Consider the following 25,775-nt stretch of genomic DNA (forward strand, 5'->3'; position numbering starts at 1 on the left):
TTTTCTTAGGGGCCTTCGCCCGGCAACGAGGGACTACATCATCCCCAGCGCGCGCGGCAGCCAGGTGGAGATGATCGGCACGTAGGTGATCAGCACCAGGAAGCCCAGCATCGCCAGCAGCCACGGCCAGACGGCCACGGTCAGTTCGGTGATGCCCATCTTGGTGATGCCCGACGCCACGTAGAGGTTCAGGCCTACCGGGGGGTGGCACATGCCGACCTCCATGTTCACGACCATCATGATGCCGAAATGGACCGGGTCGATGCCCAGCTTGATGGCGACCGGGAACAGGATCGGCGCCATGATCAGCACGATGGACGACGGTTCCATGAAATTGCCGGCGGCCAGCAGCAGGATGTTCGTCACCAGAAGGAAGGCGATCACGCCCAGCCCCTGGGCGACGATCCAATCGGCGATGCCCTGCGGGATGTTCTCCGACGTCAGCACGAACGAGAACAGCACCGCGTTCGTGATGATGTAGAGCAGCATCGCCGACATGCTGGCCGAGGACAGCAGCACCTTCGGCACGCCGCGCAGCGGCATGTCCTTGTAGACGAAGACCGCGATGATGAAGGCGTAGACGGCGCTCATCGCCGCGGCCTCGGTCGGCGTGAAGATGCCGGAATAGATGCCGCCGATGACGATGACGATCAGCAGGAGGCCCCAGATCGCTTCGCGCAGAGCCTTCAGGCGCTGGCCCAGGCTGGCCTTCGGCAGGCGCGGATAGCCGAACTTGCGCGCGCGATACCAGGTAACGCCGCCCAGAACCGCCGCCAGCATCAGGCCGGGGATGACGCCCGCCATGAAGAGCTGGCCGACCGAGGCGGCGTGCGGGCTGCCACTGGTGGCGACCGAGTACATCACCATCACGATGGACGGCGGGATCAGGATGCCCAGCGCGCCCGAGGTGGTGATGACGCCGGCGCCGAACTGCTTCGGGAAGCCCTGGGCGACCATCGCCGGAAGCACGATGGAGCCGATGGCCACCACGGTCGCCGGGCTGGAGCCCGACACCGCCGCGAACAGGGCGCAGCCCATCACGCCGGCGAGGCCGAGGCCGCCGTGCCAGTGGCCGACCATCGCCGTGGCGAAGTTGATCATGCGCCGGGCCACGCCGCCGTGCGTCAGGAAGTTGCCGGCCAGGATGAAGAACGGGATCGCCATGATCTCGAACTTCTCGATGCCGGTGAACAGCTTCAGCGCCACGGCCTCGATCGGCACATTGGTCATGGTGAACAGGAAGGTCAGAACCGTCAGGCCGAGCGAGATCGAGATCGGCATACCGGTGAGCATCAGAACCAGCAGAAGGCCGAAGATGATGGCGGCGTTCATCGGTCGTTCTCCTTCGGTCCCTTACCGGCGGTCGGGCCGGCGGCCGGGCCGTTGCCGGGCTTGCGGCCCTCGTGATGGGCGATGTCGTGCGGGTGCAGGTTGTCGTCCATCTCGTACCAGTTGACGTCCTGCGCGGCGCGCTGCGGGTCGGTGATGTCCTCCTCCAGACCCTCGACATGGCCGTGGTCGTGGTGCGGCAGTTCGCCGGTGCGCAGGAAGTTGACCATCACCTGAAGGAAGCGGAAGCACATCAGGTAGGAGCCGACCGGGATCGCCAGATAGATGATCCACATCGGCCATTCGAGGTCCGCCGAAACCTGCTCGGTGTTCGACATGTGCCAGACGAAGGTGGAACCCATCGTGCCGACGACGCCGGTGAACGTCGCGCCGGCCAGCAGGCCGAACACGATGAACTTCGACCGCATCGGGACGGACAGCTTGTTGATGAGCACGTCCACACCCACATGGATGCCGGTGCGGACACCATAGGCGGCGCCGAACTTCGCCATCCAGACGAACATGTAGATGCAGAGTTCCTGCGCCCAGGCCAGATTCCAATGCAGGATGTAGTCCTGGATGACGGGGATGCCGGACGCGTAACGGTGGACGACAGCGACGAAGATGATCGTCGTCGCCGCGGCCATCAGGAAGGCGATAAGAATCTCCTCCAGATGGTCTAGGATTTTCATGGGCATGGTGGCTCCGCGCGCAGGAGGAAGCGCCCGCGTCGTATGCGCGGGCGCTTGCCGAAGGCCGTGCTTTTGTCTTGTTTTCTTAAAAGACCGGGCGGGGGTGCCGCCCGGTTAGCCGAACCGTGTTATTCGCACTTGGCGGCGTCGGTCTCGGTCTTGATGCTCGCCAGCAGTTCCTTGCCGACGCGCGACGCCATGTCCTCGTGGACCGGCAGCATGGCCTGGCGCCACGACGCGCGCTCGTCCTTGGTCAGCTCGTAGAACTTGGTCTTGCCGGCGGCCTTCATCGCCTCCAGCGCCTTGTCGTTCTCTTCCTGGGCGATGTTGTTGGCGTACTCGGTCGCCTCCTTCATCGCGCCGTCGAGCTGGGTGCGGACGTCGGCCGGCAGGCCGTCCCAGAACTTCTTGTTCACGATGACCGCGTAGCCCAGATAGCCGTGGTCGGAGAGCGTGGCGTGGCTCTGCACCTCGTGCATCTTCTGGGTGTACATGTTGGACGGCGGGTTCTCGGTGCCGTCGACGACGCCGGTCTGCAGCGCCTGATAGACCTCGGAGAAGGCCATCACCTGCGGCAGGGCGCCGAGCGCGCGCATCTGCGCGTCCAGCACCTTCGACGACTGGATGCGCATCTTCAGGCCCTTGAAGTCCGCCGTGGCGTGCAGCGGCTTGTTGGCGCTCATGATCTTGAAGCCGTTGTCCCAATAGGCCAGACCGGTGATGCCCTTGTTCTCCAGCTTCTGGAACAGCTGCTTGCCGATCGTGCCGGTGGTGACCTTCACCAGGGCGGCCTTGCAGGGGAAGATGTAGGGCAGGTCGAAGATCTCGAATTCCTTGGCGCCCAGCGGGCCGAACTTGGCCAGCGACGGGGCCAGCATCTGCACGGCGCCGAGCTGCAGGGCCTCCAGCTCTTCCTTGTCCTTGTAGAGCTGGCTGTTCGGGTAGACCTCGACCTTCACCTTGCCGCCGGTGCGCTGCTCGGCCAGCTGCTTGAACTTCTCGGCGCCCTTGCCCTTCGGGGTTTCCGGAGCGACGACGTGGCTGAACTTGATGACGATCGGCTCCTGCGCGGTGGCGGCGGTGGCGGCCATCAGGCAGCCGGCGGCAACGGTGGCGCACAGCAGCGAAACGAACTTCATAGGGGTCATCCTCCACATGTTATTGGTCAGACTGATGGTCCGGCCTTTGATATTCTTTCATTGTTCGATAATTTCGCTTCTGACGCTATTGTGGAAATCCGTAGCTGTGAACGTGACATATTGGTTGCCGTGCCAACGCCTCTCCCCCCCATGACCAGCGGTGCGGCCAGCGCCGCCCATGGCCTCGGCCAGCGTGGCCCGGTGCAGGCCATGCCCATCGTGGCGATGGCGCTGGTCGTCCTTCTGTTCGGCGTCTTCCTGTGGGTGCTCCACCGCAGCGAGCGGGAGGAGGAGACTCTCACCCTCATCAAAGACGTGCTGTGGGTGGAGCAGAACCTGCATTTCCAGCTCACCTCCGACGAGGAGAAGCTGCAGTATCTCGCCGAATCGCTTGGGCGCGAGGACACCAACCCGGTGAACTTCTCGGTGATGGCGCGCCACATCGTGACGGTGAATCCGGCGATCCAGCGCGTGGTGCGGCTGGACCCGCAGGGCCGGCCGGTGCGCTCGGAACCGCCGGTGGACGACGGCCCGGCGCTGGACGACGCCTTCGGACCCAGCCCGCGCGCCGACGCCTTCCTGATCGCCCGCTCCTCGGGCCGGCGGGCCTATTCGGCGCCCTACCGGCTGGGGGCCGCGGACACCGCCTTCGAGGTCGTCATCCCCATTTTTCGCGGCGACGAGTTCGCGGGCGCGCTTGCCGGCGTGCTGTCGATCGACGCCCTGCTGACCCATCACGTGCCCTGGTGGTTCGCCCAGCGTTACCAACTGGAGGTCATCGACCCCTATGGGGCGGTGCTGGGGACCAAGTCGCGCATCGCGATGCCGGAGCCGCGGCGCAGCCACGTCGTGCCCTTCGATCCGCCGGGGCATGGCCTGACCCTGGTCGCCACGCTGCATCAGCTGTCCGGCAACCTCGGGCGCAACATCCTGATCGCCGCCATCTTCGCGCTGACCGTTTCGGCCCTGTGGAGCCTGTGGGCGGTGCGCCGCCACATTGCCCGGCGCATCCGGGCGGAGGAGGCGCTGCGCGCCGAGCACGCCTTCCGCAAGGCGATGGAGGACAGCCTGACGGTGGGCATGCGCGCCCGCGACCTGGACGGGCGCATCATCTATGTGAATCCGGCCTTCTGCCGCATGGTCGGCTGGTCGGCGGAGGAACTGGTGGGGGCCGGGCCAGTCATGCCCTACTGGTTGCCCGAGGATCTCGTCCACACCGAGGAGGTCTTCCGCGCCGTTCTGGCCGGCAACGCGCCGGCCAACGGCTTCGAGCTGCGCTTCCGCCGGGCCAACGGCGAGCGGTTCGATGCGCTGATCTACGAGGCCCCGTTGATCGACGCGAAGGGGCGGCACACCGGCTGGATGGGCTCCGTCCTCGATATCACCGAGCGCAAGCGGGCGGAGGAACTGGCCCGCCAGCAGCAGGAACGGCTCCAGCAGACGGCGCGGCTCATCACCATGGGCGAGATGGCCTCCACCCTGGCGCACGAATTGAACCAGCCGCTGTCGGCCATCGCCAGCTATTGCACCGGCTGCCTCAACCGCCTCCAGGCCGGCAGCATTCGGCCGGACGAGCTGGCGACGGCGCTGGAGAAGCTGTCCGGGCAGGCCAAGCGGGCCGGCCAGATCATCCGCCGGATCCACGACTTCGTGCGCAAGAGCGAACCGAACGTCGCCCCCTGCTGCCTGTCCGAGGTGCTGGAGGACTGCGTGGCGCTGATGGAGGCCGACGCCCGCCAGCAAGGGGTGAAGCTGGTGCTGGAGATGGGGCGTGGCCTGCCGGCGGTGATGGCCGACCGCATCCTGCTGCAGCAGGTGGCGGTGAATCTGATGCGCAACGGCATTGAAGCGATGGCGACGACCCGTCGCGACCGCCGCCGGCTGGGCGTGACGGTGCAGGAGGTCGACGGGGCGGTCCTGACGCGCATCCAGGACCGCGGTTGTGGCATTTCGTCCGAAAATGCGGAAAAACTGTTTTCTCCCTTCTTCACCACCAAGACCGAGGGCATGGGCATGGGCCTGAACATCTGCCGGTCCATCATTGAACACCATCAGGGGCGCCTGTGGTTCGAGCCCGCGCCGGACGGCGGTACCGTGTTCCTCTTCTCCCTGCCGGTCCTGTGCGACCCATCGGTGACGGGTGCGGCGGACTCCCACGACGAGAGAGCGGCCGATGTGTGAGCCGAAGCTTCACATCGTCGATGACGACGAGGCGATCCGCGACGCCCTGGGCTGGCTGTTCCAGTCGCGCAACGTCCCGGTGGCCTCCTGGCCGTCGGCGGAGGCGTTTCTCGCCGACTACGACCCTGCCATGACCGGCTGCTTTCTGCTGGACATCCGCATGGAGGGGATGAGCGGGCTGGAGCTGTTCGACCGGCTGACCGCCATGGGATGCCGGATGCCCGTGCTGTTCCTCACCGGCCATGGCGACGTGCCCATCGCCGTATCGGCCTTGAAGAAGGGCGCCCGCGACTTTGTGGAGAAGCCTTTCAACGACAACGACCTCGTCGACCGGGTGATCGAAGCGCTGGCCTTCGACGCCGGGGAACGCGCGCGGCAGGCCGGGCAGGCCGGCGTGGCCGCCCGGCTGGCGACCCTGACCCAGCGCGAGCGGCAGGTGATGGGGCTGGTGGTGGCCGGCAAGCTGAACAAGGTCATCGCCGACGAGCTGGGGATCAGCATGCGGACCGTCGAGGTGCACCGCGCACACGTCTTCGAGAAAATGGGCGTCAAGACGGCGGTGGAACTGGCCCGCATGCTCGCGACGGTGGGGTGAGGGGGGAGGGAGGGCAACCGACAGGCTTGACAGGCGGGCTGATGCGGGCGACCCATTGGGGTGGGAAGCGCACCGCCTTCCCCTTTCCAGTCCGGATGCCATTCCATTTCCGTCAATGGTCGGAGAGTGCCTTGCGCCTGCCCTCATCGACGCTTGGCCTGGGGCTAGCCGCCATCGCCCCGCTGCTGCTGTTCCTGGCGGTGGTGGTCTGGATTCTGGATCTCCGGCAGCAGGACGTCCTGGCGGCGGAGTTGGCGGCGCAGGCCCGTTCCGTGATGGTCGCCATCGACCGGGAGCTGGAAAGCAAGGCCCGCCCCCTGGAGCTTCTGGCCGCGTTGAGCCGCAACACGGTGGACGATCTAGCCCTGCTGAAGTCGGAGGCCGCGGAGGCCGTGCGCAGCCAACCGGGCTGGCTGGCGATCGGAATGGTGCGGGTGGAGGATATGTCCCTCCGATTCCACACCCAGTACCCGCTGGGCGTTTCCCTGCCGCCACCGCGTTTGGACGAGGTGACCCGGCAAGTGGTCGCCACGCAGCGAACGGTGGTCGGCGGGGTTCTGCCTCCGGGAGGGCCGCCGGGACGTCCGGCGCTGATTGTTCGTGCGCCGATCCTGGACCCGGAAGGTCCTCCCGGCGCGTCCGTCCGGCACGTCCTGTCGCTGGCGGTCGGGCTGGACGGGTTGGGCGCCGTGCTGCGCGGATCGGGAATCCCCCAGGCATGGACGGTGTCGGTCGTCGACCCTTCCATGGTCATCGCCGCGCGGTCCCACGACCCCGACCTGCATGTCGGCCGGAAGGTCAGGGACCAGATGGTCCCCCGGCTCATGGAACAGCAAACGAAACTGTTTTCGGCGACGACGCGGGAGGGACAGGAGGCGCTGGTTCTCGTTCACCGGTCGCAGCAGACCGGCTGGTCGATCATCGTGGCCGTCCCGTTCGAGCAGATCAGCGGCCAGTTGAACCAGACGCGCACCACCATTCTGGCCGGTGCGGCGGGGGCCGGTCTCGCGACGCTGGTCCTATCGCTGGTGGTGACGCGCCATGTCCGTCGCCGCCGCCATGCGGAGCGCGAGGCCCGCGTCGCTCGCGAGGCCATGCTGGCGGAGCAGCGCCGCCGGCTGGAGGCCGAAAAGGAGCATGCCGAGGCCGCCAACCTCGCAAAGTCCGATTTCCTGGCCAACATGAGCCACGAGCTGCGCACGCCGCTGAACGCGATCATCGGCTTCAGCGAGGCGTTGCTGTCCGGCCTGTTCGGCCCAAGCCCACCGAAGCATCAGGAATACATCGCCAGCATCCACGCTTCCGGTCAGCATTTGCTGTCGCTGGTCAACGACGTGCTGGACATGGCGAAGGTGGAGGCGGGGCGCTTGGAGCTGTATCCGGAGCCGGTGCGGGTCACCGTCCTGCTGAGCGAATGCGTCGAACTGTTGGAAGCGCTGGCCGGTCAGAAGGGCGTGCGGATGGAATGCCCTCCCGTCGAACCCGGACTTACGGTGACGGCCGACGCCATCCGGCTGCGGCAGGCCGTCCTGAACCTGTTGTCCAACGCCATCAAGTTCACGCCGGTGGGGGGATGGGTGCGTGTGGAAGCGGCGCGTGGAGGGGATGGCTGCGTGACGTTGACGGTTGCCGATACCGGCATCGGCATGTCGCCGGAGGACATCAAGATCGCGCTGGAGCCCTTCCGCCAAGTGAACAACTACATGACCAAGGCCCATTCGGGCACGGGATTGGGGCTGCCGCTCGCCAAGCGCTTTGTGGAGGCCCACGGCGGGCGGCTCGAGCTGAGCAGCGCCCCCGGAGAGGGGACGGTGGTGAGCATCGTCCTTCCGGGCACGCCGCCACACACCCCGCCCACGGAACGTGGAGAGGTCCTGCTGTCCAAGGCGGAATGATCCGGTTCGGTCGGGGGGTGGCGGTCAAAGGCGATTGCCGGTCAAAGGCGATTGGCGGTCAGGCCGCCTTGCGCCTCAGGCAGGCTTCCATCCGGTCGAGGCCGCCGACCAAGTCTTCCGCCGCTTGGTCGGCGATGGCGCGGGCGAAGGCCCAGGCATCGTCCGTGGCGATGCGCGCCGCCTCGACGCGGGCGCAAAGGCGGTTGTGCTGGCCACGCAAGGTGTCCAGCGCGCGCTCCATGTCTTCCCGGCTCATGACGTCGCGAGCCTCGGGGCTGGACCGCTCCACCAACGACCTCAGCCGGTCCAACCGGTCGGCTGTTGCCTGGAGAAGGTCGCGGCATTCGACGTCGTAAGCGTGCCGGTTGCGGCAGCTCATTTCTCATTCCTCCCTTCGGATCGCTTGGGGACCCTTCGCCTGGATTGTCAGGCCTGTGGTCCGGAACGGTGCTGCACCGCGGATGTCCTTTTGCAAAAATATGTGCATCGCAAAAAAACTTCGGTGCATCGCCGAAATAAGAAATCCGTCTGGTTACCTTCCATAGACGTATGAAAGGCAATTCCAGTTCCCAAGAACTTGAGGTGTTTGCTTTATGCCCGGTCAGGAGCGTTCCGTGACGCTCCGAAGTCTTCGGACTTCTTGAATCCGATTGGGCTCTTTCTGCATCATCAGCCCCGCCCCGTCAAGCGGGCCAGGGGTATAAGACTATGGCGATTTGTCGCAGCCCAATGGAAGATCCCAATCGGCATCAGAAAGTAGATAAGCAGCATAAAGGTGGCGGCCTGCCCCGAAATAAATCGGCATGCTTCTGGATTAGAAGGCAACTCCGCACCGGTGGGACGGCAGCTGTTGTCGCTGCGACTTGGAGGGGTGGGGAAGGGCGGCGCCCGTCACTCCGCCGCGATGCCGTAGGGGAAGTTTTCGGTGTTGGCCGGTTCCGGCAGCGCGGCAGGGTGCTGCGTCGCGGCGTGGCTGGGGCAGGTCGGGCACTGGTTCGCGCAGTGGCTTTGCACCATGTCCCGCATCATCGGAACGCATTTGCCGCACTGGACCTGACGCTCAAAATGCCGGAAGACGGAGGCCGGGGTGCGGGCGCCGTTCTCCAGCGCCTTGGTAACCTGCTTGTCGTTCAGCGCGTGGCAGATGCAGACGTACATGGGCCCCCGGCATCGGTGCGTGTTGTGCGGTCGTGCTGAGGCCAATGTGCTGCGACTGAGAATGATTGTCAATTGATCTGAATCATGACGGCCAAATTTGAGCGGATTGCGGCGGAATGTCACAGCTCGAACGAAGGGGGGATGCGGCTACCTCCATCGTCAAAATTTTCTTTCAAGTGGTGGGGGTCGCGGTGTTGCGAATGGGATGGCTGCTGATCGCCGGAGTCGCGGTCCTCTGGGCCGGCGGTGCCGCGGCGGAGGTGGGCATGCGCGCCCTGGCCTTCACCGACCCGTCGGACGGCGGCATGGCCCGCGCGGTGGTCTGGTATCCGACGAACGCGCCGGAGACGCCGGTGCGGCGCGGCCCCTTCACGTTTCAGGTGGCGGAGGGAGGGGCGGTGGCCGAGGGACGCCACCCGCTGGTGGTCGTGTCCCACGGATCCGGGGGAAGCGCCTTCGGTCATGCGGACACCGCCATGGCTCTGGCCCGGCGGGGCTATGTGGTCGCGGCGGTTCATCACCGGGGCAACGCCTTCGACGACGACCGCGATGCCGGCACGGAGCGGATGTGGCGCAAGCGCCCGGCCCAGCTTTCCGCCACGCTCGACCATCTTCTGGCGGAGCCGGAACTGGCCGACCGGCTCGATGGCGAACGCATCGGTGCCCTTGGCTTTTCGGCGGGCGGATACACGGTTCTGGTGACCGCCGGCGGGGTGGCGGAACTGGGACGCATCGCCGCCCATTGCCGCACTCCGCCCGCCGGTGAGCGCTTCTGCCATCTCGGAAACGAGGAGACGCAGGCTCGCGTCGAGGCGCGCGACCTGCGCATCCGTGCCGCCGTCCTGATGGCGCCGGTCGGCGTTCCTTTCTCCAAGGACGGCCTCGCCGGGCTGACGATCCCCATCCGCCTGTATCGGGCGGAGCGGGACGAGCAGATCGCGGCATCCCAGGTCGAGGAACTGCGTGACGGGTTGCCGGTGCCGCCCCAATACGAGGTCGTGCGCGACGCCGGGCACTTCGCCTTCATGATGCCCCTTCCGGCCACCATCGCGGCGGAGGTCGGACCGCCCGCCTGGGACCCGCCGGGCTTCGACCGGGCGGCCTTTCATGAGCGGCTCAACGCGGAGATCGCCGATTTCTTCGACCGCGCTCTTGCAATCGAACGCCAGGGACGCTAGCCCCTCGGCATGAGCGACGCATCCGACACCTCCACCACCCGTCCGGCGCCGGGGCACACCCCCCTGGGGCAAACCATCTACTTGGCGCCCGAAGGCTTCGTGCAGGACCTCGTGGCCGAACTTGGCGACGTGGCGACGGTGGAGGACCGGCTGGTCTTCGCCGACGGCCCGGCGCGTCCGGCCGCCTGGGCGCAGAACATCTGGCACGACCCGGTGCGAATCGAGTTCGCATCGATCAAGGAGGGCGCACGCGCCCTGCGCTCCATCCAGCGCAACTGGGCGCTCTGGACGCTGCGCCATCACCGCCGGGCCAGCCTGATCCAAGAGAATCTGCCCCACGTCTCGGCCAAGCCGGTGGTCTTCCCGTCGCCGTTGCCGACCGCCCCGCTGGGCTCCTGGACGCTGCTGGACGAGAACACCATCGTCGCGGCGGCGCGCTGTTCCAGCCCCTACCGCCACGGCGAGGTCGCCTTCGTCGAGAACCGGACGGTGCCGCCCAACCGCGCCTATCTGAAGCTGTGGGAGGCGCTGACCCTGTTCGGGGAGCAGCCGGGGCCGGGCGACCGCTGCATCGACCTCGGCGCCTGCCCCGGCGGCTGGAGCTGGGTGCTGCACGAACTGGGCGCCAGCGTCGTCAGCGTCGACAAGGCGCCGCTCGATCCGGCCATTGCCGCTCTGCCGCGCATCGAGTTCCGCCAGGAAAGCGCCTTCGGGCTGAAGCCGCAGGATGTCGGGCCGGTGGATTGGCTGTGCTGCGACGTGATCTGCTACCCCACGCGCCTGCTGCGGCTGGTGAACCAGTGGATGGAGAGCGGGCTGGCCAAGCGCTTCATCTGCACGCTGAAGTTCCAGGCCGAGACGGACCACGAGACAGCACGCGCCTTCGCCGCGATCCCCGGCGGGCGGGTTCTGCACCTGCACCACAACAAGCACGAACTCACCTGGATGTGGCCGGCGGCTCCCGTCTGAGCGCAGCTATGCCCGGCGCAGGGCCAGTTCCAGCGCGGGCTTGAGGATCGAGGCGGCGCCGTAGCCGATCTCCACCACCTCCTCCGCGCGGTCGAACTCCAGGATGCCGATGTGGGCGAGGCGGGGTGCGATCAGCACGTCCGGCGGCTCGCCGGCCAGGCGGGAGCGGGTGATGCGGTCCTGCATGATGTCGATCGACCCGGCCATCACGTCCATCACGTTGGGCGGAACGTTGGAGGCCGGGGCGCGCGTCAGCTGGTCGGCGAGGAAGCGCGTGCGCGGCGCCGGGCGCCGTCCCATCCAGGACGCGATCTGCGAGGTCAGGGTGGAAAAGACCGGGGAGGTGGCATCCCCCGCCGGGGCCATCGCCATCTCCGGAACGGGCTGGGCCTGCTGCATCTGAGACGCCTGCATCTGGGCCGGCTTGGCCTCCGCCGCTTTGCGCAATTTGGCGGCCCCGCGTCCGGACGGGCGGCTCAGCGGCGACAATTCGCTGTTCAGGTTGACCGCGATCACCACGTCCGCCCCCAACGCACGGCAGAGCGACACCGGCACCGGGTTGACCAGCGCGCCGTCCACCAGCCAATGGTCGTCGCGCCGCACCGCCGGGAACAGGCCGGGCATGGCGGCCGACGCCTGCACCGCGCTGAGCATCGGTCCATCGCGCAGCCAGATCTCCCGCCCGGTGCCGAGGTCGGTGGCGACCGCGGCGAAGGGCTTGCGCAGTTGATCGATGGTGACTTCGGTGCGGTGGTTGCGGAAGCGGTCGAAGGTGCGGTCGGCGGCCAGCAGCCCGCCGCGGCGGAAGGTCAGGTCGATGATGCCGAGCATGCCGAGCCAGCCCATGCTCTGCGCCCAGGCCTGCAACTCGTCCAGCTGGTCCGTCAGGTAGGCCGCGCCGACCACCGCGCCGATGGAGGTTCCGCAGATCACGTCGGGCTCGACCCCGATCTCCTCCAACGCGCGCAGAACGCCGATGTGCGCCCAGCCACGCGCCGCCCCGCTGCCCAGGGCCAGTCCGATCTTCAGTCCGCTCACCGCCAGCACCTCATGTCTTGTGGGCTTGGTCAGGCTTGTCCGGCACCGACGCGTCGATGGGTGTCCAAAGGGATTTGGGGCACCGGACCGTCGGTGGAAACCCTTCCATCCGGGGGACGCGGGACGCGCCCGGAGCCCTCCTCATGGGGGATGCCGAAAATTGTACCCGCTTTTGCCCTCTATTTGACTTGCATCAGTTTTTCTTCCGATTACCTGTGGCATTGCGATGGATGAAAGAGTTTCCGGGTGACGTTAACCAAACATCAACTGGAAGCGTCCAATGTCGCTCTCACCACGGACAGTCAGGGATGGCGGAGGTTGCCATGGCCCAGGAATTCAAGAGTTTCAAGAAGGATTGGCAGCGCTGGTCGGCGGCGGAGAAGCTGACGGCGGTGGCCATCCTGATCGTCGCCGCGGTCGCGCTGGGCGGCCCGGTGACCATTCTGTTCTGAAGTGCCCCGGGTGACCGGCGCATTTCGCCTCACAGCAGAGAGGCGAGGGCCGCGATCCCGAACGCTCCCAGCACCGCGCCCGAAACGCGGTTGATCCACAGCATGGCGGCGGGCGTGACCCGGCGCCGGAACGCCCCGACCGAGGCGCTGAGCCCCAACCACCACATCGCCGACCCGGTGAAGACGCCCGCGACGAGCAGGGCGGCCACGCTGGTGCTGCTCCCGTCTCCGGCTGACACACCCAGCCCGCCGAACACCGCGGCGAAGCTGAGGATGGTCGCCGGATTGGCGAGCGTCAGCGCGAAGGTGGAGGCGTAGGCCCCGGTCAGGCCGCCGCCGCCGCAGGCGTCCGCGGCGCGTTCCGCCGGACGGGCGCGCAGGGTGCTCCAGCCCAGCCACAGCAGCATCACCCCGCCCACCAGCTTCAACGCCACCTGGGCGCCGAGCAGCGCGTCGGTGACCAGGGCCACCCCGAAGCCGGCGATGGCGCCATAGACCGCGTCCGCGCTGGCCGCGCCCAGCCCGCTGACGAAGCCGTGGGCCGGCCCGTCGGCCAGGGTGCGCCGGATGCACAGAAGCCCGATCGGCCCGACCGGGGCGGCGATGCTGAATCCGATGATCAGGCCCTTCAGCAGGGCGGGCAGCGCGTCCATGGCGAATGCTCCAACAAAGGCGTCATTCTGACTCGATGGGAAGGACCGGCGTCTCCTTGACCGAGGAGAGCGCGATCACGGTGTGGGAGCGCACGACGCCGGGCAGCGCCTTCAGCCGGTCGGACAGGAAGCGTTCCAGCGCCTCCGTATCGGCCACGCGGACCTTGAGCAGATAGGACCAGTCCCCGGTGACGTGGTGGCACTCCTGAACCGCCGCCGTGGCGCGCATGGCATCGCGGAAGGGCGCGTCATGCTCCGGACGGTCGAGCAGCACCTCGACGAAGGCCAGCACGTCCAGGCCGGCGGCCTTGGGCGACAGCCGCGCCCCCCAACCCTGGATCACGCCGTTGGCCTGCAGCTTCTTCAGCCGCTCGTTCACGGCGGACACCGAGAGTCCGGCCGCCGTCCCGATGTCGGCGTAGGAAGCGCGCCCATCCCGCTGGATGTGCGCGATGATCTTCCGGTCTGTATCATCCATAGCAGCAATAATTACTGATTTTATGCCGGATAGCAAGGTAGTTTTGCCGTTCACCCGCCCATTTGGCGGAAATCCGGCTTGCCGGCGCCGCAGCGTGGGCAGAACCAGTCCGCAGGCAGGTCCTGGAAGGCGGTGCCCGCCGGCGCGCCGTGCTCAGGGTCGCCGTCACGGGGGTGATACTCGTAGCCGGGGCAGTCTCCGCCGCCGCATCGCCAGATTTCGGACAGGCGCGGGTCCTCGGCCCGCGTGGGGCGGACGAACAGGGCGAGGATGACGGCGGGGATCAGGCGTAAGGCGCCACGCCGCTGTAGGAAACGGGGAAGGGTGGTAGGCATGGCGGGCCGTCCGGCGGATCGAGGTGCCGCACTATGCCCCGCGATCCTTTGCGGGATGATGACGGTCGTGGAGCAAAGGGAAACGAAGGGAAGCGGGTCAGCGCCGCCGCGGCGTCTTGCCCTTGAGATGGGCGCGCTGGAGCTTCGCGCCGGCCAGATCCGCCCCGTCCAGGTCGGCGTTCTCCAGATCGGCGTCGGTCAGGTTCGCCTGAACCATGCGGGAGTCGGTCAGCATGGCCTGCCGCAGGTCGGCGCCCATCAGATTGGCGGCCCAGGAGCGGCCCGTGGCCCGCCCGCTGGGGTCCTTGATCTCCGCCGGGCCGAGGTTGACCCGCGTCAGGTCGGCCCCGGCCAGCCGGGCGAAGCTGAGGTTGGCGCCGGACAGGTCGGCCCCCATCAGGTTCGCGCGCTCCAGATTGGCGCCGGACAGGTCGGCCATCATCAGCCGCGCGCCGGTCAGCGCCGCGTCGGACAGGTTGGCGCCGCGCAGCGAGGCCGCGCTGAGATTGACGCCGCGCAGGTCGGCGCGGCTGAGGTCGGTGCCGTCCAATTCGGCACGCTCGCCGCGCTGGCCGACGCTGTCGATCCAGCGCTCATGGTCGAAGATCGCCCGCTGGATTTCGGATCCCATGCTGTCGATCGGGCGGGTCAGGCAGGCGGAGCCGAGCTTGGCCCGCGAAAGGTCGCAATCGACCATCCGCGTGCCGACCAGATCGGCGTTGTCGAAGGTGCAACCGTCCAACAGAGCGCCGGTCAGGTTGGCCCCATTCAGCCGCGCTCCGGAGAGGTTGGCGTCGGTCAGCACCGCGCCGGTCAGGTCGGCGTTCTGAAGCACCGCCCCACACAGGTCAGCTTCCGTCAGGTTGGCTCCCGCCAGCACGGCGCCGGTCAGGTCGGTCGGAATGCCGCCTTCCGCCGTGGCGCCGCCCTGAAGGCGGGCCAGGGCGGTCCGGTGGGTTTGTCGGGTGGCTTCGGCGTCCTGAGCGTCCGGATCGGTGCCGCGGCGGGCGGTGCCACCCGGCTCCATCGTTCCGGCGCGCAGGTCGGCGTCGCGCAGATTGGCGTTCGAGAAATCGGCGGAGCGCAACCGGGCGCCGCGCAAATCCGTCTGCATCAGATTGGCGCGGGTGATATCGGCGTCACGCAGATCCACGCCGAAGAGGTCGGCGCCGGCCAGATTGGTGCCGCTGAGCCGGCAGCGCGCCAGCTTCGCCCCGACCAGCCGCGCGCCGCGCAAATCGCGCTGCGACAGATCCGCGCCCTCCAGATCCGCCAGCGCCAGATTGGCGCGCGCGCCACCCGGCTGCCCCTTGATCCAGCGGGCATGCCGGTCCAGAACCTCGGCCAGTTGATCGGGCCGAAGATAGGAGGGGGCCGGCGCAGGGGCTGTGGCGACGGGGGACACGGGCAGGAATCTGACGGGGGTTGTTTCCACTATCCAAACTATGGGGGTAGATTCCTTACCGAAGGCTAAACGGTAAAGGCCGTGGCAGTACCTCTTATGGTTGCCGTTTTTTGCCCCGACCTTGTCACGATCGGTTCCGGTGGGGACTCGGGCGAATCGGGAGCACGGTCCGCTGTGTTTCACCCCTGTAACGTACCCCGCCGCCTCGCTGGGGCGCCCGCGCTCAATCCCGCAGGTCCAGGAAATCCGGGCCTTTTAAAGACGTTAACCATTGGTTTCTTGACACCAGCGGGGGCTCTGCCGCCAAAAGTCATCGGACAAAAAGGGGGTGCTCTAAGCGCCGCCCCGTTCGGGACCCCATGGAGGCATGATGACCGAGGCCAAATTCCAACCGACCCCAGCAGCCAAGCTCGGCCGGAGGGAACTGTTGCGCATCGGTCTGGCGACGGCCGCCGCCGGAATGGTGATGGCCCCGGAGGTGTCGGAGGCGGCGTTGCGCGCCCCGCCGCGGCAATTGGTCCTCCTCAATCTTCACACCGGCGAGCGGGTGCGGGCGGAATACTGGTCCAAGGGCCGCTATCAGCGCGACGGCCTGCGCGAGATCAACCACCTCCTGCGTGACCACCGCACCGGTGCGGTGCATCCCATCGACCCGAAGCTCTTGGATCTGCTGCACGCCCTGACCCGCAAGGTCGGCAGCAAGACGCCGGTGCACATCATCTCCGGCTATCGCTCTCCCGAATCCAACGCATGGCTGCGCGAGCAGGATGGCAGCGGCGTCGCCCAGAACAGCTTCCACATGCAGGGCAAGGCCATCGATCTGCGGGTTCCCGGCCTGCCGCTGCGCACCCTGCAGCGCGCGGCGCTCAGCCTGCGCGGGGGCGGGGTGGGCTATTATCCGGACAGCAACTTCGTCCATGTGGACGTCGGTCCGAAGCGCCATTGGGCGTCCTGAGCGGCCTCCCGAACGGAAAATGAAAAGCCCCCGCCGGATGGACGGGGGCTTTTCCTTGGCGGGACCTTGTTCGACCGGGCCGCCTTACTCGACGGTGACCGACTTGGCGAGGTTGCGCGGCTGGTCGACGTCGGTGCCCTTGAGCACGGCGACGTGGTAGGCCAGGAGCTGGACCGGGATGGCGTAGAGCAGCGGGGCGACCAGCGGATCGCAGGCAGGAAGCTCCAGCGACCAGCGGACCTTGTCGGACAGCTTGTCGATGCCCTTCCGGTCGGCGATCAGCAGCACCTTGCCCGACCGCGCGCAGACCTCCTGGACGTTGGACACGGTCTTTTCGAACAGGTTGTCCGACGGCACCAGGACGATCACCGGCACGCTCTCGTCGATCAGCGCGATGGGGCCGTGCTTCAGTTCACCCGCCGCGTAACCTTCGGCGTGGATGTAGCTGATTTCCTTCAGTTTCAGCGCGCCTTCCAGAGCCAGCGGGTACATCGCGCCGCGGCCCAGATAGAGGACGTCGCGGGCCTCCGCGACCTCCTGCGCCAGCTCGTGCAGGCGTTCGTCGTGGGCCAGCACGTCGGCGGCGCGGGCCGGCACCTCGCGCAGGGCCTGGGCGATCTGCTGCATCCGCTCCGCCGGGATGACGCCGCGGGCGTGGCCGACGGTGACCGCCAGACAGGCCAGCGTGGTCAGCTGGGTCGTGAAGGCCTTGGTCGAGGCGACGCCGATCTCCGGACCGGCCATGGTGTAGAGCACCGCGTCGGACTCGCGGGCGATGGTGCTTTCCGGCACGTTGACGATGGACAGGATCTTCTGGCCCTGGCGCTTGCAGTAGCGCAACGCCTCCAGCGTATCCAGCGTCTCGCCCGACTGGCTGATGAACAGCGCCACGCCGCCCTCGGGCATCGGCGCCTCGCGGTAGCGGAACTCCGAGGCGATGTCGACCTCGACCGGCAGGCGGGCCAGCGTCTCGAACCAGTACTTGGCCACCACGCCGGCGTAGTAGGCGGTGCCGCAGGCGACGATGGTCAGCTTCGTCGCCTTGGCGATGTCGAAACTGGTCTCCGGCAGGGTGACGCGGCCGGTTTCCGGGTTGATGTAGGCGTTCAGCGTGTCGCCGATGACCTGCGGCTGCTCATAGATCTCCTTGAGCATGTAGTGCCGGTAGCCGTCCTTGCCGATCAGCGCGCCGGACAGCGCGGTGGTCTTGACCGGGCGCTCGACCACCGCGTCGCCGGCGTCGTGGATCACGGCGGCGGTGCGGGTCAGCTCCACCCAGTCGCCGTCCTCCAGATAGCAGATGCGGTTGGTCAGCGGCGCCAGCGCGAAGGCGTCGGAGGCGAAATACATTTCCCCCTCGCCGTAGCCGACGGCCAGCGGCGTGCCGTGGCGGGCGCCGATCAGCATGTCCTCCTGGCCGGAGAACAGCAGCACCAGCGAGAAGGCGCCGGTGAAGCGCTTGAAGGAGGCGGAGGCGGCTTCGACCGGACCCAGCCCCTCCTTCTCCATGTAATAGGTGACGAGGTGGGCGATCACCTCGGTGTCGGTGGCGCTTTCGAAGACGTAGCCGTGGTCGATCAGCTCGGCCTTCAGCTCCTGGTAATTCTCGATGATGCCGTTGTGCACCACGGCCACGCGGTGGGTGGCGTGCGGGTGGGCGTTGTTCTCGGTCGGGCCGCCGTGGGTGGCCCAGCGGGTGTGGCCGATGCCGATCACGCCCGGCAGCGGCGCCTCGCGCAGCTTGGCGTCGAGGTTGATCAGCTTGCCCTCGGCGCGGCGGCGCTCGATGCCGCCCTTGACCAGCGTGGCGACGCCGGCGCTGTCGTAACCACGGTATTCGAGGCGGCGGAGACCCTCGACGAGACGGGGGGCCGCGTCATGCGTGCCGATGATGCCGATGATGCCACACATGAACCTGCAACTCCTGAATGATGGCCGGGGCCGGGTGAACGGTCAACCGGGGCAATATTACGCCTTTTTCGCTTTCTCGTTTTGCTTCCGTTCGCGGAAACGCTTGGCCCAGCCGGTGTAAGCCTGCTGGCGCCCGCGCGCCACGACCAGCGCGTCGCCCTCCACGTCGGTGGTGACCACGCTGCCCGCCCCGACGATCGCGCCGTCGCCGACCCTGACCGGGGCCACCAGCGCGGTGTTGGAGCCGATGAAGGCCCCGGCGCCGATGTCGGTGTGGCTCTTGGCGTAGCCGTCGTAGTTGCAGGTGATGGTCCCCGCGCCGATGTTGGCCTTCGCCCCCACCCGCGCGTCGCCGATGTAGGTGAGGTGGTTGACCTTGGCGCCGGCCTCGATCTTCGCGTTCTTGATCTCGACGAAGTTGCCGATGTGGGCATCCGGGCCGATCTCCGCCCCCGGGCGCAGGCGGGCGTAGGGGCCGACCTGGGCGCCGCTGTCGACGCGGACCTGCTCCAGATGGCTGAAGGCCTTGATCTCCACCCGGTCGGCGACGACCACGCCGGGGCCGAACACCACATGCGGGCCGACGATCACGTCGCGGCCGAGGCGGGTGTCCACGCAGAAGGTGACGCTGTCCGGGTCGGTCAGGGTGGCGCCGTTGTCCATGGCGGCCTTGCGCAGGCGGCGCTGGATCAGCGTTTCCACCTCCGACAGTTCGGCGCGGGAGTTGACGCCGACGACCTCCGCCGGGGCGGCCTCGACCACCGCGCAGGCCATGCCGTTGCTGCGGGCGATCTGCACCACGTCGGTGAGATAGTATTCGCTCTTGGCGTTGCTGTTGCCGATGCGGCTGATGAGGTCGAACATCCGCGACCCGTCGAAGGCCATCAGCCCGGCGTTGCACAGGGTGACCTGGCGTTCCTCCTCCGAGGCGTCGAGATACTCGACGATCTTTTCCAGTCCGCCGCGGGCGTTCAGGATCAGGCGGCCGTAGGCGCCGGGATCGTCGGGGCGCATGCCCAGCACGACGACCGCCGGGTCGCTCGGCTGGCGCCGCGCGGCGACCATGGCGCGCAGCGTGTCCGGCGTGACCAGCGGCGTGTCGCCGTAGAGCACCACCACGTCACCGTCGAAGCCTTCCAGCAGGCCGAAGGCGGCGCGCACGGCGTCGGCGGTGCCGCGCTGCTCGTGCTGGACGGCGGTGGGGTAGGGGGCGACGGCGTCGGCCACATTGTCCATGCCGGGGCCGACCACCACGACCACATGGTCGGGGTCGAGCGCCCTCACCGCGGACAGCACATGGCCGACCATCGGTTGGCCGGCGACGCGGTGCAGGACCTTTGGCAGGTCCGACTTCATGCGGGTGCCTTTGCCGGCGGCGAGAATGACGCAGGCGAGCGGGCGGTGCTGAGTCATCGGATATCCCTGCAGTATTGGAAACGGGTTATGGCAAACGGGTTATGGCAAACGGGTGGAAAAGCGTGCGCATCAAAATCCGGGCAAACGGTCCGTCCTCAAGCGCAAACGGTCCGTCCCCAAGCATTGAGTGCCACATCCGGCGCCAGGACCCCAAGTCAACTTTTGTGTCAATCTGACATACACAAAACGCGGCCCGAGGGTGTACGCACGCCGCGCCAGTGGCGCCGAAGGGCCTATGCCGGGAGTGGATCGCCGGAACAAGGGGTCGCCGCCGGGGGTGGGTCGTGCTATCGAACGGGGTGCCGCTCACCTTTGGGCTATCACGGAACCCACGCCGATGTCCGCCATGTCCGCCACCATTCCTTTCTCCGTGGTCGTCTTCGACCTGGACGGCACGCTGATCGACAGCGCGCGGGACATGACCCGCGTCCTGAATCGCACCCTGTCCCGCTTCGCGCGGCCCGCCCTGACCGAGGAGCAGGTGCGCGGCATGGTGGGCGACGGGTCGGCCGCCCTCGTCCGCCACGCCTTCGCGGCGACCGGCGACGCCCTGACCGACGCGGCGTTGCAGCCGGCCCTCGACGACTATCTCGACGCCTATTTCCACGATGACGAGCCTCCGACGCTCTATCCCGGTGTGCCGGAAACCTTGGCGGGGCTGGCGGACAGCGGCGTCAAGCTGGGCCTGTGCACCAACAAGCCGGAGCGGATCACCCGGAAGCTGCTGGACACTCTGGACCTGTTGCCCCTGTTCGGCGCGCTGGCCGGCGGCGACACGCTGCCGGTGAAGAAGCCGGACGGGCGTCATCTGTCCTGGGTGGTCGAGGCGCTGGGCGGCGGCAACGCCGCGATGGTGGGGGACAACCGTAACGACGTGAAGGCCGCCCGCGCCGCCGGGGTGCCGGTGGTGGCGATGACCTACGGTTATCCCCGCATGCCGGTGCAGGAGCTGGGCGCCGACATCCTGCTCGACCGCATTGCCGACCTGCCGGACGCCCTGCGGCGGCTGGGCGCCTGAGTGGCCGACCGCGATGCCACGTCCAGCGAGGGCTTCGCCGTAGGTCTCCTTCTTGTCATGGTTAACGAGAGATTAACGGTGGCTAACGAAAGGTAAATGTAGTTGGATGGGTGCATCGAATGGTGGTGAGCGAAGGAGACACCCGATGGCCCAGATCCTTGCCTTCCCCGGTAAGACCCAGACCGGCAAGACCCTGTCCGCCGACGCCCTGTCGGCTGACGCTCTGTCCATCGAAGGCCACACCGCCAACCGCACCCCGGCCAACAGCCAGATCGATTCGGCCACCGCCGATTTCGACCGGATGATGGCCCACCACAGCGACCTCCAGCGCAAGATGGCCGAGTTCAACCGCCTGTGCGAACAGGCGCTGGCCGAGCGGCCCATGGCCGAACTGCTGTACCATCCCACCGCCTGCAGCGGCAGCGTCGGGCGCGCCTGATCCGTCAACGAAGCGGTGAGGGCACCGGCCCGGCGGGGCGCTCCGCCGTCTGGTCGGTCTTGCGGACGGCGGTGAGGTGGACGACCACCCCGCCGAATCCGCTGTCGGTCTCCAGCCGGACGGGCAGGGGCGGGCCGGCCCCCTCCACCGGAGCGATCCACAGATCGACGGGCGGGCGCTCCTCCCGGCCTCCGCCGCGCTGCCAGAAGGGCTGGCGCGGTGTGCGCTCGTAGCCGGCGATCGGCTTGTGGGACACCCGGCATTGCCGTGCCGCGCCTGAGAACACCGAATGGCGCGACTCCCCGACCATGGTCATTCCCCGATCCGTAAAGATCATGTCGTATCGGCGGCGCCCATCATAAATGGGCACGGTGCGCTGGCATCCCTCGCCGTGCCCGGCCAGCATCATGTCCACGACTCCGCTCAACGGATCGCGGCTCTGCCGGGTGAGGTCCTCGGGGACTGGGTCGCGGTCCTCCTCCTCCGGGGGCGGGGAAACCTGCGTGCGAACGCGGCCGTCCGGGCCGTAATCCAAGGTGACGGTGCGCGGAGAACCGCGCAGGAGGCCGGATTGGGTGTGGCGGATCGGAGCGACGCCGTCGGGCCGGACTGTGCCGACGCTGAGCGATCGGGTTTCCCAAGGAAACAGACGCCCCAGGAAGCCGTCCGTCGCCGCGTCGACCTGGACGCTGTAGCGGCCCTCGGTCAGGGTCAGCTCCGCCCGCGCGTCGAGCACGGCCACGCCGCCGACATGGACGCGGTAATCCAACTGCCAGCGTTGCGCATGCGCGGGCAGGGGGAACAGCCCGGCGAACGCCGCGCACATTATTCCTGCGATGAGGCCGGCAACGACGGCGGCCGCGGGATGCTTGGCGGGACGTTGGGCGGGAAGCGCGGTCCGGTGCGTCATGTCCATTGGCTCATCGGGGGCTCCGGTTGGAAGGGCTTCTTTGATATTGGTGTGAAACAGGTGCTTGACAGGAGGGGGCGGGGCCTTTAGAAACCCGCCTCACCGCAGCGGCGGCAACGACGCGACAGCGAAACGAGCCTGATGCCGACGCGGTTTTACTGGGATGGGCGCATAGCTCAGCGGGAGAGCACACCCTTCACACGGGTGGGGTCGTAGGTTCAATCCCTACTGCGCCCACCATCCCAAAGTCCGGTGGTTCACGGGCTTTGCGGATGGTACCATCCCCTCCACCACAAGGGCCGGTCAGGATCGAGGTCCGTCGGGCCTCGCGTTGTCGTCTCTGTGGTGCGTCAACGGTTGTTTCTTTGGGATGGGCGCATAGCTCAGCGGGAGAGCACACCCTTCACACGGGTGGGGTCGTAGGTTCAATCCCTACTGCGCCCACCATCCCAAACACCGCCTCTTCTCCGAGACATCGTTGGAATTCGCCAGTAATGGGTCGTCGCGCAGGTTGCGTGGTCCTGTGCTTGGACGTAACACCACAAAATGCCCTTGTCCAATCGCGCGTGCCTTTTTGAGACGAACGCCATCGCAGTTGATTCAGATCAGCTACAGCGCGTGGGGTTTTCGTCTATCGCTTCCAACATCCGATTTGCTCAATCATCTGGAAGCAGTGACATGGAAGATACGCGCGTGACCCTTCTCGCCCTCGGCCTGCTGGTCGTGGCGCTCGTCGTGATCCTCGGTTCGGTGGTGCTGTCTCCGGCCACCCTGGTCCTCCTGGCCACGCTCGGCGCCTGGGTGAACCTGACCTATCTGGTCGTCGTCACGCTGATGCGTTGACCCGCCCGCGGGCGGGCTGGCTGCACGGCACAACCCGCCCGCCGGATGGAAAAATTTCAAATTCGGGCTCGTCCGGTTAATTCCATGACTGGACAGCGCCGGTCCGGCGGTTTATCCCAGCGCCGTTTATGACGCCTGTGGAGCACCCGCCATGACCTCCCTCGCCGCCGCCCGCCTGCCGGAGTCGGAACAGCCCCTGTCGGTCGTCCGCAGCGTGGACGATCTCCGCGCCCAGGTCGCCGCCTGGCACCGCGACGGTAAGACGGTGGCCCTGGTGCCGACCATGGGGGCGCTGCACGACGGCCATCTCGCTTTGGTGCGCCGCGCGCGGGAGCTGGCCGACCAGGTGGTCGCCAGCGTCTTCGTCAACCCCACCCAGTTCGCCCCGCACGAGGACTTCGACCGCTACCCGCGCGACGAGGCCGGGGATTCGCGCAAGCTCGCCTCGGCGGGCTGTCATCTGCTCTACGCTCCCACGGTGCGTGCCATGTATCCGGAGGGATTCGCCACGGCCATCTCGGTCGGCGGCCCGGCGGAGGGGCTGTGCGGCACCTTCCGGCCGCAGATGTTCGGCGGCGTCGCCCTTGTCGTGACCAAGCTGTTCCTGCAGGCCCAGCCCGACGTGGCGGTGTTCGGGGAAAAGGATTACCAGCAGCTCATGGTCATCCGCCGTTTCGCCCGCGATCTCGACATCCCGGTGCGGGTGGAGGGGCTGCCGACGGTGCGCGAGGCTGACGGGCTCGCCATGTCGTCGCGCAACGCCTATCTGTCCGCCGACGAGCGCGCCCGCGCGCCGGAACTGAACCGCGCGCTCCTCGACGCCGCGTCGGCGCTGGCCGGCGGGGCGGAGGCCGCCAAGGTTCTGGAGGCGGTGCGGGCGCGCATCACCGCCGCCGGGTTCGGCTCCATCGACTACGTCGAATTGCGCGACGCCGACACGCTGGCGCCGGTGAGCCGCATGGAGCGTCCGGCGCGCCTGCTGGCCGCCGCCTGGATGGGCAAGGCCCGCCTCATCGACAACGTGCCGGTCCTTCCGGCGTAACCGCCGACCCCTCTTCCCCGGTCCGCGTGCCCTGCCCATGCCACGGGAAGGATCGCAGAGCGGGCGTGGTGCCCTATACTCTCTGCCGAACGCGCGGCCGACCGTGAGGCCGCGCGCAAGAAACGAGGGAAGGAAGGCACCATGCCGTACGATTCCGTGGACACCGCCCGCCGTCTTGGGTTGAAGGACGCCGAGCTGCTGCGCTTCCAGTGCTTCGTCGATGGCCGGTGGATCGACGCCGACAGCGGCAAGACCGTGGACGTGACCAACCCCGCCGACGGCAGCGTCCTGGGCAGCGTGCCGATGATGGGCGCGGACGAGACGCGCCGGGCCATTGACGCCGCCGAGCGCGCCTGGCCGGCCTGGCGCGCCCTGACCGCGAAGGAGCGCGCGAAGACCCTGCGGACGTGGTTCGACCTGATGATGGCGAACCAGGAGGATATCGCCCGCATCATGACGGCGGAGCAGGGCAAGCCGCTCGCCGAGGCACGGGGCGAGGTGGCCTACGCCGCGTCCTTCATCGAATGGTTCGCCGAGGAGGGCAAGCGCGTCTACGGCGACACCATCCCGCAGCATCTGCCGGGCCGCCGCATCGTCGTGACGAAGGAGCCGATCGGCGTCACCGCCGCCATCACGCCGTGGAACTTTCCGGCGGCGATGATCACCCGCAAGGCCGGTCCGGCGCTGGCCGCCGGCTGTCCGATGGTCATCAAGCCGGCGACCGCCACCCCGCTGACCGCGCTCGCCATGGCGGTGCTGGCGGAGCGGGCGGGCATTCCGGCGGGCATCCTCAGCGTCGTCACCGGCTCCGCCCGCGCCATCGGCGGCGAGATGACCGGCAACCCGACCGTGCGCAAGCTGACCTTCACCGGCTCCACCGAGATCGGCAAGGAGCTGATGGCCCAATGCGCCGGCACGGTGAAGAAGGTGTCGCTGGAGCTGGGTGGCAACGCGCCCTTCCTGGTCTTCAACGACGCCGACCTCGACGAGGCGGTGAAGGGCGCCATCGCCTCCAAGTACCGCAACACCGGCCAGACCTGCGTCTGCGCGAACCGGTTGCTGGTGCAGTCCGGAGTCTACGACGCCTTCGCGGCCAAGCTGGCCGAGGCGGTGAAGGCGTTGAAGGTCGGCCCCGGCCTGACCACGGAAGGGGCGCAGCAGGGGCCGCTGATCGACATGGCCGCGGTGGAGAAGGTCGAGGACCACATCCGCGACGCCACGGAGAAGGGCGCCCGCGTGGTGCTGGGCGGCAAGCGGCATGATCTGGGCGGCAGCTTCTTCGAGCCGACCATCCTCGCCGACGTGACCCCGGCGATGAAGGTGGCGCGCGAGGAGACCTTCGGTCCGGTCGCCCCGCTGTTCCGTTTCGAGACGGAGGAAGAGGCCGTGCGCATGGCCAACGCCACCGAGTTCGGCCTGGCCGCCTACTTCTACAGCCGCGACATCGGCCGCGTCTGGCGGGTGGCGGAGGCGCTGGAATATGGCATCGTCGGCATCAACGAGGGCATCATCTCCACCGAGGTCGCCCCCTTCGGCGGCATGAAGGAAAGCGGCATCGGCCGCGAGGGGTCCAAGTACGGCATCGAGGATTACTTGGAAATCAAGTATCTGTGCATGGGCGGCATCGGCGGCTGAATGCCGGTGGACGAATTCAAGTAAAAAAGCGGGGCCGGTCGCGCGACGCGCTTTGACCGGCTCCGTTTTTTTATCTAGGATAAATCATCGTTAAATTTGCCCATGCTCC

General features: G+C 67.6%; 25 protein-coding genes and 2 tRNA genes. 14 read left to right on the forward strand and 13 right to left on the reverse strand.

Annotated elements, in window-relative coordinates; translation table 11 throughout:
* Positions 1-33: 33 nt before the first annotated feature.
* The 3 genes from DS837_RS03640 to DS837_RS03650 all read right to left on the reverse strand — a co-directional run bounded on the left by DS837_RS03640 (position 34) and on the right by DS837_RS03650 (position 3,160).
* Positions 34-1,332 (reverse strand): TRAP transporter large permease, encoded by a 1,299-nt coding sequence (locus DS837_RS03640; protein ID WP_149163454.1) that lies wholly within the window; start codon positions 1,330-1,332, stop codon positions 34-36.
* Positions 1,329-2,021, reverse strand: a complete 693-nt coding sequence (locus DS837_RS03645) for a TRAP transporter small permease (protein ID WP_149163611.1) — start codon at positions 2,019-2,021, stop codon at positions 1,329-1,331. Before DS837_RS03645 ends, DS837_RS03640 begins: the two co-directional genes overlap by 4 nt.
* A 128-nt stretch (positions 2,022-2,149) precedes the next feature.
* Positions 2,150-3,160, reverse strand: coding sequence for a TRAP transporter substrate-binding protein (locus DS837_RS03650; RefSeq protein WP_149163455.1), 1,011 nt, complete (start codon positions 3,158-3,160; stop codon positions 2,150-2,152).
* Positions 3,161-3,310: 150 nt separating this feature from the next.
* Between DS837_RS03650 and DS837_RS03655 the strand changes: the two genes are divergently transcribed.
* The 3 genes from DS837_RS03655 to DS837_RS03665 all read left to right on the forward strand — a co-directional run bounded on the left by DS837_RS03655 (position 3,311) and on the right by DS837_RS03665 (position 7,831).
* Positions 3,311-5,341, forward strand: coding sequence for a sensor histidine kinase (locus tag DS837_RS03655; protein WP_149163456.1), 2,031 nt, complete (start codon positions 3,311-3,313; stop codon positions 5,339-5,341).
* Positions 5,334-5,936: a response regulator transcription factor gene (locus DS837_RS03660; protein WP_149163457.1), complete on the forward strand. Its 603-nt coding sequence runs from the start codon at positions 5,334-5,336 to the stop codon at positions 5,934-5,936. The genes DS837_RS03655 and DS837_RS03660 overlap by 8 nt, the downstream gene beginning before the upstream one ends.
* 131 nt (positions 5,937-6,067) lie before the next feature.
* Positions 6,068-7,831 (forward strand): sensor histidine kinase, encoded by a 1,764-nt coding sequence (locus tag DS837_RS03665; RefSeq protein ID WP_149163458.1) that lies wholly within the window; start codon positions 6,068-6,070, stop codon positions 7,829-7,831.
* Between the two features lie 58 nt (positions 7,832-7,889).
* Here the strand turns inward: DS837_RS03665 and DS837_RS03670 are convergent, their stop codons facing one another.
* Both DS837_RS03670 and DS837_RS03675 read right to left on the reverse strand, forming a co-directional pair.
* The gene (locus DS837_RS03670; RefSeq protein ID WP_149163459.1) at positions 7,890-8,210 is read right to left on the reverse strand and encodes a hypothetical protein; all 321 of its coding nucleotides are present in this window, start codon (positions 8,208-8,210) and stop codon (positions 7,890-7,892) included.
* Between the two features lie 512 nt (positions 8,211-8,722).
* Positions 8,723-8,989, reverse strand: coding sequence for a (2Fe-2S)-binding protein (locus DS837_RS03675; RefSeq protein WP_149163460.1), 267 nt, complete (start codon positions 8,987-8,989; stop codon positions 8,723-8,725).
* Positions 8,990-9,189: 200 nt separating this feature from the next.
* On the opposite strand from DS837_RS03675, the gene DS837_RS03680 reads away from it, so the two are divergent.
* Entirely contained in the window at positions 9,190-10,167 is a 978-nt protein-coding gene (locus DS837_RS03680; RefSeq protein WP_170295723.1) for an alpha/beta hydrolase family protein, read from the forward strand.
* A gap of 9 nt (positions 10,168-10,176) precedes the next feature.
* Complete coding sequence (locus DS837_RS03685) at positions 10,177-11,136, forward strand: SAM-dependent methyltransferase (protein ID WP_149163462.1); 960 nt, start codon at positions 10,177-10,179, stop codon at positions 11,134-11,136.
* 6 nt (positions 11,137-11,142) lie between these two features.
* Here DS837_RS03685 and DS837_RS03690 read toward each other — a convergent pair whose 3' ends face one another.
* Positions 11,143-12,183 carry a patatin-like phospholipase family protein gene (locus DS837_RS03690; protein ID WP_149163463.1) on the reverse strand — a complete coding sequence of 347 codons (1,041 nt, stop codon included), beginning with the start codon at positions 12,181-12,183 and terminating at the stop codon, positions 11,143-11,145.
* A gap of 314 nt (positions 12,184-12,497) precedes the next feature.
* Between DS837_RS03690 and DS837_RS33025 the strand changes: the two genes are divergently transcribed.
* Entirely contained in the window at positions 12,498-12,626 is a 129-nt protein-coding gene (locus DS837_RS33025; RefSeq protein WP_282184081.1) for a hypothetical protein, read from the forward strand.
* A 29-nt stretch (positions 12,627-12,655) separates the two neighbouring features.
* On the opposite strand, the gene DS837_RS03695 is transcribed toward DS837_RS33025, so the two are convergent.
* The 4 genes from DS837_RS03695 to DS837_RS03710 all read right to left on the reverse strand — a co-directional run bounded on the left by DS837_RS03695 (position 12,656) and on the right by DS837_RS03710 (position 15,497).
* Positions 12,656-13,279, reverse strand: coding sequence for a LysE/ArgO family amino acid transporter (locus DS837_RS03695; RefSeq protein WP_149163464.1), 624 nt, complete (start codon positions 13,277-13,279; stop codon positions 12,656-12,658).
* Between the two features lie 22 nt (positions 13,280-13,301).
* The gene (locus DS837_RS03700; RefSeq protein WP_149163465.1) at positions 13,302-13,757 is read right to left on the reverse strand and encodes an Lrp/AsnC family transcriptional regulator; all 456 of its coding nucleotides are present in this window, start codon (positions 13,755-13,757) and stop codon (positions 13,302-13,304) included.
* A 50-nt stretch (positions 13,758-13,807) separates the two neighbouring features.
* The gene (locus tag DS837_RS33250; protein WP_149163466.1) at positions 13,808-14,092 is read right to left on the reverse strand and encodes a rubredoxin; all 285 of its coding nucleotides are present in this window, start codon (positions 14,090-14,092) and stop codon (positions 13,808-13,810) included.
* 97 nt (positions 14,093-14,189) lie between these two features.
* A complete protein-coding gene (locus DS837_RS03710; protein ID WP_149163467.1) occupies positions 14,190-15,497 on the reverse strand; it encodes a pentapeptide repeat-containing protein in 1,308 nt (435 codons plus the stop codon).
* A 427-nt stretch (positions 15,498-15,924) separates the two neighbouring features.
* Between DS837_RS03710 and mepK the strand changes: the two genes are divergently transcribed.
* Entirely contained in the window at positions 15,925-16,452 is a 528-nt protein-coding gene (mepK, locus tag DS837_RS03715) for a peptidoglycan L,D-endopeptidase MepK (RefSeq protein WP_236778089.1), read from the forward strand.
* Positions 16,453-16,536: 84 nt separating this feature from the next.
* Here mepK and glmS read toward each other — a convergent pair whose 3' ends face one another.
* Positions 16,537-18,363 carry a glutamine--fructose-6-phosphate transaminase (isomerizing) gene (glmS, locus tag DS837_RS03720; protein ID WP_149163468.1) on the reverse strand — a complete coding sequence of 609 codons (1,827 nt, stop codon included), beginning with the start codon at positions 18,361-18,363 and terminating at the stop codon, positions 16,537-16,539.
* A gap of 57 nt (positions 18,364-18,420) precedes the next feature.
* Complete coding sequence (gene glmU / locus DS837_RS03725) at positions 18,421-19,776, reverse strand: bifunctional UDP-N-acetylglucosamine diphosphorylase/glucosamine-1-phosphate N-acetyltransferase GlmU (RefSeq protein ID WP_149163469.1); 1,356 nt, start codon at positions 19,774-19,776, stop codon at positions 18,421-18,423.
* A 340-nt stretch (positions 19,777-20,116) separates the two neighbouring features.
* Here glmU and DS837_RS03730 point away from each other — a divergent pair, with 340 nt between their 5' ends.
* Both DS837_RS03730 and DS837_RS03735 read left to right on the forward strand, forming a co-directional pair.
* Positions 20,117-20,797, forward strand: a complete 681-nt coding sequence (locus DS837_RS03730) for an HAD-IA family hydrolase (RefSeq protein ID WP_149163470.1) — start codon at positions 20,117-20,119, stop codon at positions 20,795-20,797.
* A 145-nt stretch (positions 20,798-20,942) separates the two neighbouring features.
* The gene (locus DS837_RS03735; protein ID WP_149163471.1) at positions 20,943-21,236 is read left to right on the forward strand and encodes a hypothetical protein; all 294 of its coding nucleotides are present in this window, start codon (positions 20,943-20,945) and stop codon (positions 21,234-21,236) included.
* 4 nt (positions 21,237-21,240) lie between these two features.
* Here DS837_RS03735 and DS837_RS03740 read toward each other — a convergent pair whose 3' ends face one another.
* Complete coding sequence (locus tag DS837_RS03740; protein ID WP_170295724.1) at positions 21,241-22,146, reverse strand: DUF3108 domain-containing protein; 906 nt, start codon at positions 22,144-22,146, stop codon at positions 21,241-21,243.
* A gap of 165 nt (positions 22,147-22,311) precedes the next feature.
* Between DS837_RS03740 and DS837_RS03745 the strand changes: the two genes are divergently transcribed.
* The 5 genes from DS837_RS03745 (at position 22,312) to gabD (ending at position 25,666) form a co-directional block, all read left to right on the forward strand.
* Positions 22,312-22,386: transfer RNA gene (locus DS837_RS03745), tRNA-Val, on the forward strand.
* A 132-nt stretch (positions 22,387-22,518) separates the two neighbouring features.
* A tRNA-Val gene (locus DS837_RS03750) sits at positions 22,519-22,593 on the forward strand.
* 231 nt (positions 22,594-22,824) lie between these two features.
* On the forward strand, positions 22,825-22,989 hold the full coding sequence (locus tag DS837_RS03755; protein ID WP_014240656.1) for a hypothetical protein: 165 nt from the start codon (positions 22,825-22,827) through the stop codon (positions 22,987-22,989).
* A gap of 151 nt (positions 22,990-23,140) precedes the next feature.
* Positions 23,141-24,031 (forward strand): pantoate--beta-alanine ligase, encoded by an 891-nt coding sequence (panC, locus tag DS837_RS03760; RefSeq protein ID WP_149163473.1) that lies wholly within the window; start codon positions 23,141-23,143, stop codon positions 24,029-24,031.
* Between the two features lie 141 nt (positions 24,032-24,172).
* Positions 24,173-25,666, forward strand: coding sequence for an NADP-dependent succinate-semialdehyde dehydrogenase (gabD, locus tag DS837_RS03765; protein WP_149163474.1), 1,494 nt, complete (start codon positions 24,173-24,175; stop codon positions 25,664-25,666).
* The last annotated feature ends 109 nt before the right edge of the window (positions 25,667-25,775 follow it).

The sequence above is a fragment of the Azospirillum brasilense genome, from assembly GCF_008365405.1.
GTDB lineage: Bacteria > Pseudomonadota > Alphaproteobacteria > Azospirillales > Azospirillaceae > Azospirillum > Azospirillum brasilense_D.

What these genes read in the sequence shown, in the direction of transcription:
- DS837_RS33250 (WP_149163466.1), bottom strand. Translation starts at nt 14,092, where the DNA reads ATGCCTACCACCCTTCCCCGTTTCCTACAGCGGCGTGGCGCCTTACGC.
- DS837_RS03755 (WP_014240656.1), top strand. Translation starts at nt 22,825, where the DNA reads ATGGAAGATACGCGCGTGACCCTTCTCGCCCTCGGCCTGCTGGTCGTG.
- DS837_RS03695 (WP_149163464.1), bottom strand. Translation starts at nt 13,279, where the DNA reads ATGGACGCGCTGCCCGCCCTGCTGAAGGGCCTGATCATCGGATTCAGC.
- glmS (WP_149163468.1), bottom strand. Translation starts at nt 18,363, where the DNA reads ATGTGTGGCATCATCGGCATCATCGGCACGCATGACGCGGCCCCCCGT.
- DS837_RS03685 (WP_149163462.1), top strand. Translation starts at nt 10,177, where the DNA reads ATGAGCGACGCATCCGACACCTCCACCACCCGTCCGGCGCCGGGGCAC.
- DS837_RS03740 (WP_170295724.1), bottom strand. Translation starts at nt 22,146, where the DNA reads ATGACGCACCGGACCGCGCTTCCCGCCCAACGTCCCGCCAAGCATCCC.
- DS837_RS03700 (WP_149163465.1), bottom strand. Translation starts at nt 13,757, where the DNA reads ATGGATGATACAGACCGGAAGATCATCGCGCACATCCAGCGGGATGGG.
- DS837_RS03735 (WP_149163471.1), top strand. Translation starts at nt 20,943, where the DNA reads ATGGCCCAGATCCTTGCCTTCCCCGGTAAGACCCAGACCGGCAAGACC.
- panC (WP_149163473.1), top strand. Translation starts at nt 23,141, where the DNA reads ATGACCTCCCTCGCCGCCGCCCGCCTGCCGGAGTCGGAACAGCCCCTG.
- DS837_RS03675 (WP_149163460.1), bottom strand. Translation starts at nt 8,989, where the DNA reads ATGTACGTCTGCATCTGCCACGCGCTGAACGACAAGCAGGTTACCAAG.
- glmU (WP_149163469.1), bottom strand. Translation starts at nt 19,776, where the DNA reads ATGACTCAGCACCGCCCGCTCGCCTGCGTCATTCTCGCCGCCGGCAAA.
- DS837_RS03670 (WP_149163459.1), bottom strand. Translation starts at nt 8,210, where the DNA reads ATGAGCTGCCGCAACCGGCACGCTTACGACGTCGAATGCCGCGACCTT.
- DS837_RS03650 (WP_149163455.1), bottom strand. Translation starts at nt 3,160, where the DNA reads ATGAAGTTCGTTTCGCTGCTGTGCGCCACCGTTGCCGCCGGCTGCCTG.
- DS837_RS33025 (WP_282184081.1), top strand. Translation starts at nt 12,498, where the DNA reads ATGGCCCAGGAATTCAAGAGTTTCAAGAAGGATTGGCAGCGCTGGTCG.
- DS837_RS03730 (WP_149163470.1), top strand. Translation starts at nt 20,117, where the DNA reads ATGTCCGCCATGTCCGCCACCATTCCTTTCTCCGTGGTCGTCTTCGAC.
- DS837_RS03640 (WP_149163454.1), bottom strand. Translation starts at nt 1,332, where the DNA reads ATGAACGCCGCCATCATCTTCGGCCTTCTGCTGGTTCTGATGCTCACC.
- gabD (WP_149163474.1), top strand. Translation starts at nt 24,173, where the DNA reads ATGCCGTACGATTCCGTGGACACCGCCCGCCGTCTTGGGTTGAAGGAC.
- DS837_RS03645 (WP_149163611.1), bottom strand. Translation starts at nt 2,021, where the DNA reads ATGAAAATCCTAGACCATCTGGAGGAGATTCTTATCGCCTTCCTGATG.
- DS837_RS03680 (WP_170295723.1), top strand. Translation starts at nt 9,190, where the DNA reads ATGGGATGGCTGCTGATCGCCGGAGTCGCGGTCCTCTGGGCCGGCGGT.
- DS837_RS03660 (WP_149163457.1), top strand. Translation starts at nt 5,334, where the DNA reads ATGTGTGAGCCGAAGCTTCACATCGTCGATGACGACGAGGCGATCCGC.
- DS837_RS03655 (WP_149163456.1), top strand. Translation starts at nt 3,311, where the DNA reads ATGACCAGCGGTGCGGCCAGCGCCGCCCATGGCCTCGGCCAGCGTGGC.